The 15,120-nt window shown below is 45.5% G+C and carries 14 protein-coding genes; 4 read left to right on the top strand and 10 right to left on the bottom strand.

Annotated elements, in window-relative coordinates; all coding sequences use genetic code 11:
• Positions 1-86: 86 nt before the first annotated feature.
• Positions 87-905 carry a TIGR00282 family metallophosphoesterase gene (locus V6C21_RS04985; RefSeq protein WP_479268498.1) on the bottom strand — a complete coding sequence of 273 codons (819 nt, stop codon included), beginning with the start codon at positions 903-905 and terminating at the stop codon, positions 87-89.
• Between the two features lie 59 nt (positions 906-964).
• Complete coding sequence (rny, locus tag V6C21_RS04990; protein ID WP_034840113.1) at positions 965-2,518, bottom strand: ribonuclease Y; 1,554 nt, start codon at positions 2,516-2,518, stop codon at positions 965-967.
• Positions 2,519-3,176: 658 nt separating this feature from the next.
• Between rny and nadA the strand changes: the two genes are divergently transcribed.
• Together nadA and mnmA are read left to right on the top strand one after the other, a co-directional pair.
• Entirely contained in the window at positions 3,177-4,097 is a 921-nt protein-coding gene (nadA, locus tag V6C21_RS04995; RefSeq protein ID WP_084228661.1) for a quinolinate synthase NadA, read from the top strand.
• Between the two features lie 30 nt (positions 4,098-4,127).
• On the top strand, positions 4,128-5,213 hold the full coding sequence (gene mnmA / locus V6C21_RS05000) for a tRNA 2-thiouridine(34) synthase MnmA (RefSeq protein ID WP_034840116.1): 1,086 nt from the start codon (positions 4,128-4,130) through the stop codon (positions 5,211-5,213).
• Positions 5,214-5,305: 92 nt separating this feature from the next.
• On the opposite strand, the gene V6C21_RS05005 is transcribed toward mnmA, so the two are convergent.
• From V6C21_RS05005 to V6C21_RS05015, 3 genes are read right to left on the bottom strand one after another with little or no spacing between them, the layout of a single operon-like run.
• On the bottom strand, positions 5,306-5,437 hold the full coding sequence (locus tag V6C21_RS05005; RefSeq protein WP_479268499.1) for a hypothetical protein: 132 nt from the start codon (positions 5,435-5,437) through the stop codon (positions 5,306-5,308).
• Positions 5,438-5,483: 46 nt separating this feature from the next.
• Positions 5,484-5,639, bottom strand: a complete 156-nt coding sequence (locus tag V6C21_RS05010; protein WP_479268500.1) for a hypothetical protein — start codon at positions 5,637-5,639, stop codon at positions 5,484-5,486.
• Entirely contained in the window at positions 5,629-6,429 is an 801-nt protein-coding gene (locus V6C21_RS05015) for a dihydropteroate synthase (RefSeq protein WP_479268501.1), read from the bottom strand. The genes V6C21_RS05010 and V6C21_RS05015 overlap by 11 nt, the downstream gene beginning before the upstream one ends.
• Before the next feature lie 577 nt (positions 6,430-7,006).
• Here V6C21_RS05015 and V6C21_RS05020 point away from each other — a divergent pair.
• Complete coding sequence (locus V6C21_RS05020) at positions 7,007-8,050, top strand: peptidylprolyl isomerase (protein ID WP_479268502.1); 1,044 nt, start codon at positions 7,007-7,009, stop codon at positions 8,048-8,050.
• Between the two features lie 47 nt (positions 8,051-8,097).
• Here the strand turns inward: V6C21_RS05020 and V6C21_RS05025 are convergent, their stop codons facing one another.
• Positions 8,098-8,382, bottom strand: coding sequence for a hypothetical protein (locus tag V6C21_RS05025; RefSeq protein ID WP_034840125.1), 285 nt, complete (start codon positions 8,380-8,382; stop codon positions 8,098-8,100).
• 477 nt (positions 8,383-8,859) lie between these two features.
• On the opposite strand from V6C21_RS05025, the gene V6C21_RS05030 reads away from it, so the two are divergent.
• On the top strand, positions 8,860-9,705 hold the full coding sequence (locus V6C21_RS05030) for an alpha/beta fold hydrolase (protein WP_045085925.1): 846 nt from the start codon (positions 8,860-8,862) through the stop codon (positions 9,703-9,705).
• A 233-nt stretch (positions 9,706-9,938) separates the two neighbouring features.
• Here V6C21_RS05030 and V6C21_RS05035 read toward each other — a convergent pair whose 3' ends face one another.
• From V6C21_RS05035 to V6C21_RS05050, 4 genes are all read right to left on the bottom strand, one after another.
• Positions 9,939-10,679, bottom strand: coding sequence for a YebC/PmpR family DNA-binding transcriptional regulator (locus tag V6C21_RS05035; protein WP_034840128.1), 741 nt, complete (start codon positions 10,677-10,679; stop codon positions 9,939-9,941).
• A gap of 242 nt (positions 10,680-10,921) precedes the next feature.
• The gene (locus tag V6C21_RS05040) at positions 10,922-13,405 is read right to left on the bottom strand and encodes an AAA family ATPase (protein WP_034840131.1); all 2,484 of its coding nucleotides are present in this window, start codon (positions 13,403-13,405) and stop codon (positions 10,922-10,924) included.
• Positions 13,406-13,549: 144 nt separating this feature from the next.
• Positions 13,550-14,566, bottom strand: a complete 1,017-nt coding sequence (locus tag V6C21_RS05045; RefSeq protein ID WP_479268503.1) for a protein arginine kinase — start codon at positions 14,564-14,566, stop codon at positions 13,550-13,552.
• Positions 14,563-15,096, bottom strand: a complete 534-nt coding sequence (locus tag V6C21_RS05050; RefSeq protein ID WP_034840136.1) for a UvrB/UvrC motif-containing protein — start codon at positions 15,094-15,096, stop codon at positions 14,563-14,565. Before V6C21_RS05050 ends, V6C21_RS05045 begins: the two co-directional genes overlap by 4 nt.
• Positions 15,097-15,120: the final 24 nt, after the last annotated feature.

Here is a 15,120-nt window from a genome sequence, read left to right on the forward strand (position 1 = left end):
CCCTCCTGGTTAATTGTCATTTTTAAACGCCTTATCAATATTTTATAACTTTATGATATATTTTTCAATAGTTGGCATATAATAATTTATTCAACACAAATTTTTTCAATAGAAATTGTTCGCCCATTTTTGTCATCTATGCACAAAATTATTCCACACATGCTGGCTGGGCCTGTAGCATTTTGAAATCTTACTGGCATTTTTGTAACAAAACGTCGAATAACCAGCTTAGGATCGACCCCCAAGACGGAAAGGGAAGGGCCTGTCATGCCGATGTCGGTAATATAACCTGTTCCATTTGGAAGAATCTGCTCATCTGCGGTTTGGACATGCGTATGTGTTCCAAAAATGGCACTGACTTTCCCATCAAGGTAGAACCCCATAGCCCTTTTTTCCGATGTAGCCTCAGCATGGAAATCTACGATTATAAAGGCGTCTTGTACCTTGCTCAATATATCGTCCATAACTTCAAACGGATTTGCAAGGGCGTCCATAAAAACCGTTCCCATGAGGTTTACAACACAAACCCTGAATTTTCCCATATCGACTATGCAATAGCCCCTTCCCGGGACGGAGGAAGGGTAGTTTGCGGGTCTTATAATATATGGTTTTTCCTCAAGGTAATCTTGAATTTCATGGCGTTTGAATACATGGTTTCCCGTTGTGATGACATCTGCTCCGCTGGCGAAAATATGTTCGGCTGATTCGGGCGTAATGCCATTGCCATTTGCTGAATTCTCACCGTTGACTATGCACAGATCAATTTTATACAGCTTTTTAAGCGATGAAAGGCGCTTTCTCAGGATTTCGCAGCCAGAAGTTCCTACAACATCTCCGATTGCCATTATGTTCATCAAACCAGACCTCTTTCGTTTTTTGTATATGATACCCGCTTTTCTTATCATACAACCGTGTAAAATAAAAAGGCCGCACTTTTTACAGCGCGGCCTTTTTATTAGTAATATTACTTAGCGTATTCAATAGCTCTGTTTTCGCGTATTACATGCACCTTAATCTGTCCAGGATAGTCGAGTTCGTTTTCGATTTTTGCAACAATTTCTCTTGCCATAAGCACTATCCTGTTATCATCGACAATATCGGGCTTAACCATTATTCTAATTTCACGGCCGGCCTGAATAGCAAATGACTTGTCGACACCTTCAAAAGAGTTTGCAATTTCCTCGAGTTTTTCAAGACGTCTGATGTAATTATCGAGATTTTCTCTTCGAGCGCCCGGTCGTGCTGCTGAAATGGCATCGGCTGCTTGGACAAGGCAAGCAATAACAGTATGAGGTTCAACATCGCCGTGGTGTGCTTCAATGGCATGAATTACCTCGCTATGCTCCTTGTACTTGCGGGCAATTTCAACGCCGATTTCGACATGCGAGCCTTCTATCTCATGGTCAACTGCCTTGCCTATGTCGTGCAAAAGTCCTGCCCTTCGGGCTAATACAGGGTCGACGCCGAGCTCTGACGCCATAACCGCGCAAAGGTGAGAAACTTCAAGTGAATGGTCGAGTATATTCTGTCCGTAGCTTGTGCGGTAATGCAAGCGTCCGATTAATTTTACAAGTTCATGGTGAATGCCGTGGACACCTGCCTCGATAACGGCACGTTCACCTTCCTGCCTGATAGTGTTTTCGACGTCTTTTTTCGCCTTTTCAACCATTTCTTCAATTCTTGCTGGGTGAATTCGTCCATCTGAAATAAGACGTTCAAGTGAAATTCTGGCGATTTCACGGCGAACTGGGTCAAAACTCGAAAGCGTGATAGCTTCCGGAGTATCATCAATAATAAGGTCAACGCCTGTCAAAGTTTCAAGAGCTCTTATATTGCGGCCTTCACGGCCTATAATGCGCCCCTTCATTTCATCATTCGGCAGAGGTACAACGGAAACCGTAGCCTCGGCCACATGATCAGCGGCACATTTCTGTATTGCAAGGGATATAAGCTTGCGCGCTTTCTGTTCTGATTCTTCTTTAAGCTGCTGTTCAAATTCCTTGATTTTGACAGCTTTTTCATAAATAAGCTCATTCTCAAGGTTCTTCAGCATAAATTCTTTTGCTTGCTCAACTGTGAATCCGGAAATGCGCTCGAGCATTTCAAATTGGCGCTTCTTTATTTCTCCGGCTTCAGCGAGCTTCGCGTCAGCTTCGGCAATTTTCTTGTTGAGTTGCTCCTCTTTAGCCTCAAGTTGTTCAATCTTGCGGTCAAGATTCTCTTCTTTTTGCTGCAAACGTCTTTCCTGACGCTGAATTTCGATCCGCCGTTCTCTTACTTCCTTTTCGGCTTCACTGCGTATTCTGTGTGCTTCATCCTTTGCCTCAAGTAAAACTTCTTTTTTCTTGTTCTCAGTTGATTTAACAGCGTCACTTACAATCCGTTTGGCTTGTTCCTCGGCTGAACCAAGTTCTGACTCGGCAACACGTTTTCTATATACAATTCCACAGTAAAAAGCTGCCGCGCTGCACAGAATAAGCAAAACTATAAATGCTACTAAATAAATTCCTGTCGGCAATTGTTTTTGGGCACCTCCTTGTTGTTTGAATCACAGCAGGCGGCACACGTTATATATCCCCCAAACTCTTCTATTTTCAACGGCATTGATACCTTGTAGTAAGTATCTATACTTACATTAAAATTTAAAACCCAGCTGCCAGAACATGAACATATCCCAAAACTACCCACTTAAAGCGGTATTAGCAAATATTGAAATATATTCATAAAATCGGCAGATATCACTTAAACAAGTTACCTGTATATAGCCATTGACAGAACCTGCCGCAGCCTTTGGCAGGCATTGAGAATATTTCCAAAGATATATATCAAGCCTGCATGTAAAATCATGATTTTCTGGTAAAAATAGAGTTAAAGTGTATGACCAGCCTATAGTATACTATTTTAATTAGTTTGTGAAATAATGTCAAGTATAAGGTGGTTACAATTAATATTTAAGCAGGCTGCAGCAAGAACTTCACCGCAAATTTTAAAAAATGGCCTTTTTCGCCCAAGCCTACATAAAAACCAGGTCGTCTTGAAAATAGCAATATGTATTGGTATAATTATTATCACCTATGTTTTTACTCATAAATTTAAGGCCGAATAATAGGTAAATAATAAATTAACCAAGCGGCTAAGCATATTATTGGGTATCATATATTTGGAGGTTATTATTCGTGCAGCAGGAAAATTCGGAATTAGTAAGTGAAATAATGCGCCTTAAGCGCGAGCGCAATGCGTTGATAGTTGCTCACAACTACCAGAACGACGAGGTTCAGGATATCGCAGACGAGGTCGGCGATTCTTTCTATCTGAGCCGCGTCTGCGCAAAAAGCGACGCCGAGGTCATTGTATTCTGCGGGGTCAAGTTTATGGCAGAAAGCGCAAAGATATTATCCCCGCAAAAGACCGTCCTGCTGCCGGAAATAACGGCAGGCTGTCCTATGGCGGATTCCATAACCGCCGAGGATGTAAGAGCATTGAAAGCGAAGCACCCCGGCGTGCCTGTTGTCTGTTATATCAATACAACCGCCGAAGTAAAGGCCGAATGTGACATCTGCTGCACATCGTCAAACGCGGTAAAGATTGTCCGCAATATGCCCGAAAAAGAAATTATATTCTTGCCGGACATTAACCTCGGCACCTATGTTCAGAAACAGGTTCCGGAAAAGAACCTTATTCTGTTCAATGGCGGCTGCATAACCCACAACCGCTTCGGTGCTGAAGAAGTCGATGCGGCGCGCTCAAAATTTCCCGACGCGGCGGTCGCCGTCCATCCTGAGTGCAAGCCTGAGGTTTGCGACAAAGCGGATTTTGTCGGCAGCACGAGCGAGATTATAGATTTTTGCAGCAAGAGCGACAAAAAGCGTTTTATAATCGGTACGGAAATGGGTGTGCTCCATAAGCTCAAAAATGACAACCCAGACAAGGAATTTTACCTTATGACGCCGCGGCTTGTCTGTGTCAATATGAAAAAGACAAGCTTAAACAGCGTTTATCGCGCTTTGAGCGAAAACAGAACTGTAATTGAGGTAAACGAGGATATCAGAAAGCGCGCAGTTGCCTGCCTGCAGCGCATGCTGGATTTCAAATTTTAACTGAAGTTAATATAGATTTCGGAGGAACAAATGGCCAAAAAAGTCATAGCGGCAATGAGCGGAGGCGTCGACAGCTCAGCAGCCGCAGCTCTATTATTGGAACAGGGATATGATGTAATCGGCGTAACACTTAACGTATGGCCGTCAGAAAATTCGGAGCTTTCTTGCTCACGCACCTGCTGTTCCATAACCGACGTCGACGATGCAAGACATGTCTGCAACAAACTGGGTATTCCGCATTATGTATTGAACATGCGGGATATTTTTAAAAGAGATGTCATAGACTATTTTCTTGACGAATACATGAAGGGGCGCACTCCGAACCCCTGTATCGCCTGCAACGCCCACGTTAAATTTGAAGCATTGATGAACAAAGCGGAGCAGCTCGGCGCTGACTATGTCGCGACCGGGCATTATGCAACGATAATAAAAACCCCTGAAGGGGAGCTTGCCCTCAAGCGTTCAAAGGACGCTCATAAGGATCAGACCTATGTGCTTTATATGCTGGGTCAAAGGCAGCTTTCAAAGCTGCTGCTCCCCTGCGGCAAATATACAAAGCCGGAAATAAGGGCGATTGCAGAAAAGTACGGCCTGCCCAACTTTAAAAAACCAGACAGCCAAGACCTTTGCTTTGTCGGGCCGGAAGGATACGCCGGATTTATACGCAATAACTGCGCGGACCTTGCCCGCCCCGGCGATATCGTATGGAACGGCAAAGTCGTCGGCCACCACAACGGCATTTACAACTTTACGATTGGGCAGCACAAGGGACTTGGTTCTATTTCAAACGAAAAGCTGTTCGTCACATCAATAGACAGCAAAACAGCCACAGTCTATGTCGGAGAAAGCAAAGACTTGTTCAGCCGTTCGATGATTGTCACCGACCTTAAGTATATGCTGAAAAGCAGGATGAAAGACGGCGCCAGAGTCGGCGTAAAGATACGCTACAGCGCCAAAGAGGCCCCCGCTACCTTGCACATTGAGAACGACACAGCGACGGTTGTTTTTGATGAACCCCAAAGGGCAATAACCCCCGGACAGGCGGCGGTATTTTATCAGGACGATATTGTCCTCGGCGGAGGCATCATTTTAAAGCCCATTTCAGATAAAGAGTAATGCTCGAACAGCCTTATTTTGCCACAGCGGAGCCAATACTACAAATCATGCTTACAGCCTCCCGGAGCGAAAGCGCCCGGGAGGCTGTTGTTTTACATAGGACCCGCGTGTTCCTTGCCGGAACGGGCCTTGCCCTTGATTTCCGGCACCGGCTTCTGCGCGTTTTTCGGCTTTTTATCCTGAGCACCGCGGGGGTCGGTTCTTTTCTTGCCTGTATTGCCCATTAACTCATCTCCATAATAACTTCATATCACCCTTATTATTTTAAAATTACAATGTTTTATTACCGATGCGGCTTTTCGATTTACTCCAAAGCCATTCCTTGCTGATGTGAAAGCCGAAAAATAAAAAGCCGAAACAGTCCGCACTTTGGGACTGTTCCGGCTTTATTTCTACACTGTTTTTCTGCGTTGTCTTACGCTTCAATTAGCCCGCTCCGGCACTTTTCAATATACTCCATGCAGTATTCATCGCGTCCGACAATAACTTCTGCCGCGGCAATAAGGCTCATAAGCCCCTTGTCGAGCGGGTCGGCTATCGCGGTGTCAAGTCCCGCGGCGATGGCGCAGACAGCGAAAGCCCGGTTCAAAACCCTGCGCTTTGGCAGCCCGTATGAAAGGTTAGAAAGTCCGCAGGAAATATGGCAATTCGGGAATTCGCTGTGCAATTTTTCAATCGTCTTAAGCGCCTGTTTTCCCGCGTCCGGCGCGGCACCTACCGGTTTCAGCATCGGGTCAATATAGATGTCGCTTTCTGCTATGCCTTTCGAGGTTAGGTATGAAACAATCTTGCCGGCTATTGAGATGGCGGAGTCAGGCGTTTCCTCCATACCCGGCTCCGGAGAACAAAGCGCTACGACGCCGCAGCCGTATTCGAGGGCAAGCTCCGTCATGCCCTCAAGCCTTGCCTGTTCCGTTGTCACCGAGTTTATAAGGCCACCGCGCACACCGGCGGCTTTCAAAGCTGCTCTCGCAGCCTCAACGCTCGGTGTGTCCACCGATATGGGAAGACCCAGCTCTTTTCCCACAGTCTGGGCAAGAAACGCAAGATATTCCGGTTCTTCTTTTAGAAACATCCCTGCGTTTATGTCGATATACGCCGCACCGGCGTCATGCTGAGCCTTTGCAAGCTCGATAATTCTCGCTTTGTCTTTATTCTCAATTGCGGTTTTCGCAGAAGGTATAGAACTATTGATTTTTTCTCCGATTATAATCATTGCTTTTCTCCTTATTATAAATTAACGGGCTGGCAGCGTTCAGACCAAATAAAAACGCCGCGTCAAGGCTTCAAAGCGCCCGTATTATTCCGCTCTGTCTTTATTCATTTATGCACATATAATTTTACCATAATATAAAAAGTCACAGCGGCGACAACTAAGGCTATTAAAGCAACAACGACATAATAAAACGTGGACGACTGTCCAATATAGAGAAAGCTGTTAGATAGCAATAAATGTGACATATTTTTGCTCCGATTAATACTACGTAGTTTTCCGAAAGGCTGGCGGCCGATGTTTCCTTAAGCACTGTTTTCCGCACCAAAGACAAATTTACGCTTAAGAAAGCTCCAAAGCCCATGTTATAAGCAGGTTAGTGAGACTGTAAAAATAAAATTACCGATATTTCACTATAACATGACGGAGCAAAACAGTCAACATTCCGATCTCAGCTTAAAATTTTCTCAGCATATTTCTTAAAATTATCAATTTATTTACAAAATTTTCGTTGATTTGCTATAGACATTGCAAAATTTGTGGTATATAATTCTTATATAACTCGAAGGAGGATCTAAAATTGAAAAGGTTTACGAAAATATGCGCGTTGGTATGCGCTTTAGCAGCCAGTTTTTCGTTTTCAGGCTGTGCTGATACCTCATGGTCACTTAAGTCCGGAGATATTACGATGCCGACAGGCGTTTATGTGTATTTTCTTATGCAAAACGCAGGTTACGTAACAACTTATGCTGCTTCGTCCAGCTCTTCTTCAACTTCGTCCAATTCCGACCCCTGGTCCCAGCAAATCGACAGCAAAAACGCCGTTTCCTGGGCTATAAACAACGCGCTTGACAGTTGCAAACAGCTTATGGTAATTGAAAAACAGGCCGCTGAACGCAAAGTAACACTGACAAGCGATGAAAAGTCTGCGGCTAAAGCTAAAGCCGAGCAGGCTTATACTACTTACAAAGACCTGTTCACTAAAAACGGCATATCACAGGCCTCTATCGAAAGATATTTAGACGATATGTACCTAAAAGACGAACTTTTTAAGTCTTACTACGGCGAGAAAGGTGACAAGGCTGTTTCTGCCTCCGAATTGGCTGATTACTATACAAAAAACTTTGCTCATATAAAACAGATATTTGTTTCTAAGATAGACACCTCAACCTATCAGCCCCTGTCCAACGACAAGCTTGAGTCCCAGAAGAAAAAAGCGAACGAAGCCTATGCCGCTGTTAAAAATGACCTTAAGAACTTCCAAACTTACGTCGACAAATATAATGAAGATACCGGCATGAAGCAGAACCCCGACGGATATATCTTCAGCAAGCAAACCGCTCAATCACTCGGATACGACCAAAAGTTTGTGGACCTCGCCTTTTCACTTAAAGAAGGTGAAGTCGGCATGGCGGAATCGGATATGGGCTATTTCATCGAATACAGGGTAAAAACCGACCCTTCCGCTTCATCCTATAACGATTCTATGAAACAGACTGTTCTGTCGGAAATGAAGTATCCGGAATTTCAAAATCTTCTAAAAGACCTTGTGTCCAAAGAAAAATTCACTCAGAACGACAAGGCAATTAATAAGTTTAATCCGAAAAAAATTAAATTGAGCTGATTTAAAAGGCTGTCCGCCCTATATAGGCGGACAGCCTTTTTTCACCGCTAAAACACCTGTGTGAAAATCAGTGTTGCAAAAACGCCGACACCCGCTGATATCAGCAATTTCAGAACCGAGATGGCCCGTTTCTTAATGCGCTGCATTTTATCTTCCGAACACGGCGTGTCCTCATGTGAAAGGTTATCAATGATACGGCGGGCTTCCTGCGATAATGTATTTTCATTTGTACCGCGGCTACCGTCTATGTTAATAAAAAATATAGCACGTTCAAAATAGTCGCTTCCTGTCTCTTTTATTTCTACAACACGTCTGGTTACTCCTTTAACCATGTCCAGTCCCCCCAGCCAGTGTTTTCTTCATAAGGATATTCTTGTCTAAGCAGTTTTAAATATTCGCTGTACGTTCCAAATATTTATGTGGAAATAATAGGCATACTCTCATCTTGGTTCGAATCAGCAATATTAAGTGTTATACAAAAAGTAATTCTCACCAAAGATTTATTGATTAAAACTCGTATGGACTACAAGATATGCTATTATGGTTTAAACAGGTTTACATAATAATTGTTGAAAACTCTGTTGAAAAGGTTGAAAACTTCCGGGCATGTCCACTATTTATGCCGTCTGAAATGTTGGAAACGATTTAAACACCGTTTTTCTTCGCACATTATGTAAAATTACAGATAGTTTATGTGCTTTTGTATTGCTTTTATACAATATTTAACAATGATAAAAACTATACCCGATGAAAAATTCACTCCCCCGTTTCTTGTTTCAACAACGAATAATTTTCTCCCACAAGCAGTAATGTTTAATGACAATATCTGGGGAGGGATTATTACGGGGTATTATATAAGTGTTGAACCTGACGTAAGAGTATATGTGGAGGACCTAAATCCCACAGGAGAAAAAACAATATTTTTCATTCACGGCTGGCCGGGAAGCCATAAGCTGTTTGAATATCAATTCAACGAGCTGCCAAAACTGGGCTACCGCTGTATTGGGATCGACTGCCGGGGGTTTGGCATGTCTGATAAACCGTGGAATGGTTATACTTACGACCGACTTGCCGATGATGTACGGGTTGTGATAGACACGCTGAAACTCAATAATATTACTCTCGGCGGACATTCAACAGGCGGAGCCATCGCCTTGCGCTACATGTCAAGGCATAACGGCCACGGCGTTTCTAAGCTGGCCCTTTTTGCCGCTGCGGCTCCGAGCCTTGTCCAGCGCCCCTATTTCCCCTATGGGCTGAAAACACAGGCCGTCACCGATATAATCAACGGCACATATACTGACCGTCCGAAAATGCTCAGAGGTTTCGCCGACATGATTTTTTACAGATATGTGACGCCGGAGTTCTTGGATTGGATTTTCAGTCTGGGGCTTCAGGCGGCAAGCTGGGCTACGGCGGCGATTGCAAATACCTGGCTCAATGAGATTCTGTTTGAAGACATGAAGGCGGTAAATGTGCCGACGCTGATACTACACGGCATCAATGATGAGGTCTGCCTGTATCCGCTGGCGGTCGCACAGAAGAACGGCATTGCAGGCTCCAAACTTGTCACCTTTGAGGCCTGCGGGCATTTCCTTTTCTATGACCAGCGCGAAAAGTTCAATGATGAGCTGATAAAGTTTGTTGAAGGTTGATATAAACTTTATAAAGCCAAATAAAAAACTCTTTTGGGTTTTCCAAAAGAGTTTTTTGTAAATGATTTTATATATTACATAAGTATACTCTGCCGGTCGTTTGCCCTCACTTGGGTATGTAAAACATACAATTCATTGGCATTGGCGGCGAGATTAATTATCCTCGCCCCCGTTTTCCCAGTTGAGAGGTACAATAGTACACACGATGTATATTAACAGAGCCATCAGCCGGCTTAATTTTCTTCGCCCTCGTTTTCCCAGTTGTGCCAGACATGCTGAACGTCGTCGTCGTCCTCCAGAGCCTCGAGAAGGAGATTCATATGTTTAATATCGTCTTCATTGTCGAGATGCACATAGTTTGAGGGGATACGCTCATCCTCGGCGGATATGATATTATACTTCTTGGCCTCAAGAGCGACGCGCACATTGTGCAGGTCATTCGGCTCAGTGAAGATCTCGAACACCTCGTCGTCTGAATTCACATCAACTGCACCGGCTTCAAGGGCGTCTTCCATCAGCTTATCTTCATCAACATCGGCGGCCTTTTCGATTACAATAACGCCTTTCTCTTGGAACATCCAGCTAACACAGCCGTTCTGTCCGAGGTTGCCGCCGAATTTATCGAAATAATGGCGCAGGTCGCCTGCTGTACGGTTGCGGTTGTCTGTCAGTGTTTCAACAATAACCGCGACTCCAGAAGGGCCATAACCCTCGTAAATAATACCTTCGTAATCGCTCTTTTCCTGACCGCCAGCGGCCTTCTTGATGACTCTTTCGATATTTTCGTTCGGAACATTATTTGACTTTGCTTTTGCTATAAGATCGGCAAGCTTTGAGTTTGAAGCCGGATCGGGTCCGCCTTCCTTAACAGCAACAGCAATTTCACGTCCGATTTTTGTAAATATCTTTGCGCGCTGAGCGTCACTTTTTTCTTTTTTATGCATTATATTTTTCCACTTTGAATGACCTGACATATAAATGCCTCCAAAAGCTATTTTATAACAAACACATAGTGTATCTTATTTTATCATACATAAGTGTCTGTTCGCAACTGCAAATTAAGACATAAACCCACTATCGCTCAGCCTATTACTGCCGCACTTCAAGCTGCAGGGGGTGTGACCCCGCCAGACAAATGCAATACGCCCTTACCTTAATTCAGGCAAATGAGCGCAAAAAAATAACGGCCAATTACGGCCGTTATTTTTGCAAAGGTTTACGATTGAGCCGCCCCGGCAGATATTTTCCTGAAATCTATTTCTCCGTTGTTCAGGAAAGCTTCAACGCTGTCGCCGGCCTTTATGCCGTTCTCAAGCATGCGTTCAGACAATTTGTCTTCGATTTTTGACTGGATCGCACGCCTTAAGGGTCTTGCTCCATACACTGGATCAAAGCCCTCTTCGGCAATCTTTGCGACGACTTCGTCCGGGAACTTGACCTCAATTTCAAGGCCTTTGAGCCTCTTTTCAAGCACGTCAAGCATGCGTCTGGCGATCTTCTGAATATCCTCGTTGGTAAGCTGCTTGAACACTATAATATCGTCGATACGGTTGAGAAATTCCGGACGGAATGTGCGTTTGAGTTCGCCCATAACATCGGATTTGATATCCTGGTTCGTCCTCTCGGCGCTTTCATCAGAGGCAAATCCCAGCCTGCGGTTATCTGTAATCATTCTTGCGCCGACGTTTGAAGTCATGATTATAACAGTATTCTTGAAATCAACCCGGCGACCCTGTGAATCCGTCAGGATACCGTCCTCAAGAATCTGGAGAAGGATATTGAACACATCCGGGTGCGCCTTTTCGATTTCATCGAAGAGTATGACGGAATACGGGTTGCGGCGTACCTTTTCTGTCAGCTGGCCGCCCTCTTCATAGCCGACATATCCCGGAGGCGAACCGACAAGACGTGATACCGCGAACTTCTCCATATACTCTGACATATCTACCCTGATTATCGAATTCTCATTGCCGAACAGCGCCTCTGCAAGAGCTTTTGACAACTCTGTTTTACCGACACCCGTCGGTCCGAGGAATATAAACGAACCTATCGGACGCTTCGGGTCTTTTATGCCCACTCTGCCGCGCCTGATGGCCCTTGAAACGGCCCTGACCGCCTCGTCTTGGCCTATAACGCGCTGGTGAAGAATATCTTCCATATGGAGCAGGCGCTCGCTTTCTTCCTCAGCAAGCTTCTTTACGGGGATTCCCGTCCAGCTTGACACAATTTCGGCTATGTCCTCGCTGGTTACTTCATTGACTTTGCTGAGGTTCGACTCCTGCCACTGCTTCTTTTGCGCCTCAACCTTTTCTTTGAGGGCTTTCTCTTCATCGCGCAGCTTTGCGGCGCGCTCAAATTCCTGGGATTTTACGGCCGACTCTTTTTCTTCCCTCAGCTTTCTGAGCTTTTCATCCAGATCTCTTAAGTCATTCGGAGCCGTAACTGATTTTAACCTCAGGCGGCTTGCCGCCTCATCGACAAGGTCGATTGCCTTGTCAGGCAGATATCTGTCTGTGATATAACGCGCTGACAGCTTTACTGCCGCTTCCAAAGCGCCTTTAGAAATACGTACCTTGTGGTGCGCTTCATATTTGTCACGGAGCCCCTCAAGTATCTGGAGCGTCTCCTCTTCGCTCGGTTCGCCAACCATTACCGGCTGGAACCTGCGCTCAAGGGCGGCGTCCTTTTCGATATATTTGCGGTACTCGTTAAGTGTTGTTGCGCCGATTACCTGAATCTCGCCGCGGGCCAACATCGGCTTTAAGATATTCGCGGCGTCAACTGCGCCCTCAGCCGCTCCCGCGCCGATGATTGTGTGCAGCTCATCAATAAATAGAATGACATTGCCGGCATTCTTGACCTCTTCAAGGGCTTTCTTTATGCGTTCCTCAAATTCTCCGCGGTATTTTGTGCCGGCGATCATGCCGGAAATATCAAGTGAAAATACGCGCTTGTCTTTTAAAAGCTCCGGCAGTCTACCTTCGACGATCTTTTCCGCAAGACCTTCGGCTATCGCAGTTTTACCGACGCCCGGCTCACCGATAAGGCACGGATTGTTTTTCGTACGGCGGGACAAAATTTGAATAACGCGCTCAATCTCCTTTTGACGGCCTATTACCGGGTCAAGCTTGCCATCGCGGGCAGCATCAGTAAGATCCCTGCCGAACTGGTTTAGTGTAGGTGTATTTGTATGCTTGCTTTGAACCTTGCCGGCCTTGTTTATTGCGGGTGAGAATCCCGGTGTCTTCGGTCCGGTAGCCTGCGGTTCAAGACCGATTTCACGGATAATGTCTTCATAGAGACTCCTGGGGTCGCACCCAAGTTCAATAAGAATTCTCACCGCAACGCTGTCGCCTTCGCGCAGCAGCCCCATCAAAAGATGTTCGGTTCCGACATAGCTGTGCCCCATATTGCGCGCCTCATAATATGCCAGCTCTATAATGCGTTTGCCGCGCGGGGTAAGATCCTGTGCCGAAACCTCATAAGGCTCACCGCGGCCGACAAGCTGTTCAATAATTCTCTCTATCTGATCGGCAGTTATGCCGGCGTTTTCAAGAACCTTGGCAGCGACGCCTGTTCCTTCTTTCAAAAGTCCGAGCAGGATATGTTCGCTTCCTATATAATTGTGTCCCATTTCTCCCGCCGACTTCATGGCCAAACTGAAGGCTTTGTCGGCCTTTTCTGTAAATCTATCAAACATTTTTTACGCCTCCCTGCTATTGAAATTTATCCAGAAACATATCTATGGTTGACAAGTATTTTGAATATAAGTCAGTATTCAAAAAATCTATTTTAATCCGCTCCGACGGCTGCAAAGATATTCGCCGCCGGAGCGGCGCTTTTCTTATAATCCCGCAAGCTTTTCCCTGACTATCTTGGCTCTTAGTTCATCGCGCTGCTTTGAATCGAGATTGCGGCCTGCTGATGCTATCAGCGTTGACGGCTGCACCTCGCTTATAATCTCGTTGAGTATTTCAAGCGGGATATCTATAATCTTCATTGTGGCACCAAGCCTAACATTTGAAATGAGCGACATACATTCCTCGGTGCTCAGAATATGTGCGTTCTTAAGTACACCGAAACTGCGCCAGACTTTATCTTCGAAAACAGCTCCGGTCTTTCTATATGCCTCGCGTGCCTCAAGCTCCTGATTTATGAGCTGTTTTGCCACAGCAGTCAGGTCGTCAATAGCCTGTTTTTCCGATATGCCGAGCGTCACCTGATTTGACAACTGGTAGAATGAGCCGTTGACGCGGCTTCCTTCACCATAAGTACCGCGCATTACAAGCCCCAGCTTTGATACAGCGGCAATGAAATTATTGAGAGCACCTGATTCTTCGAGGGCCGGCAGATGGAGCATAAGGCTTGCGCGCAGCCCTGTTCCTAAGTTGGTAGGGCACTGAGTTAGGTACCCGAGGTTTTCATCAAAGGCGTATTTCAGTTTCTCGTCAAACTGGTCGTCGATATAATCGGCCTGTTTCAGCGCCTGCTCAAGCTGCATGCCCGGAAGCATGACCTGAATTCTTATATGGTCTTCCTCATTGATCATAATGCTTACGCTCTCATCCTTTGAAAGGAAAAGGCCTCTGCCCTCGCGGTTGGCGGCAAATTCCGGGCTTATTAGGTGCTTCTCTGACAATGACATCGCTCTCGCGGGCGTAAGCTTCTGCATATCGATGAAATCGAATTTCCCGGAAAGGTCGCTGCCAAACAGAGCGGCGCGAGCCCTCTCTATAACCTCCGCGCTCTGCTCCTTAGTCATTCTGCATGGGAAAGGAATATCGGCAATATTTCTCGCTAATCTTATCCTTGTGCTTATTACGACCGACCCTTCCGGGCCCGTTTCAAGATACCATTTCAATTGCCATCCACCTTCTTTTCAATTTCCTTGATCTTGTCGCGAAGCACCGCCGCTTTTTCATATTCCTGCGCCGCTACGGCATCGTTGAGCTGCTTCCTTAAAGATGTCAGCTCGCGCTGAAGCTTGAGCTCCTTGCCTGCCGCCGCCGGGAATTTGCCGACATGACGCGTCCTGCCGTGAATACGCTGGATATAAGGAAGCATCTCGTCATAAAATTCCCGATAGCAGTTAGCACATCCGGCCATCGCTGACTGCGCAAACTGTTCAAACGTGGTTCCGCAGAAACTGCACTTATGGCCGCCAAGCACCGAGCGGTTCGGCAGTTCCTGTGAAAACAGGCTTCCTAAAAGATTCTGAATACCAAAGTTCATTGCCCCAAATGGATTAAAGCTGCTCATATCGCTGATAATCGAATCATAACCCAGTTCAGCGGCACATGTCGGGCAAAGGTGTACTTCTTTTATTTTACCGTTTATATTCTCGCGAAAATGGAATGTCGCTTCATTCTGCTTACATCTTCCACACAACATAAATAACAGCCCCTTTCTGACTTT

This window comes from [Clostridium] cellulosi (assembly GCF_036762875.1).
In the GTDB taxonomy this organism is placed as follows: domain Bacteria; phylum Bacillota; class Clostridia; order Oscillospirales; family Ethanoligenentaceae; genus Ruminiclostridium_D; species Ruminiclostridium_D cellulosi.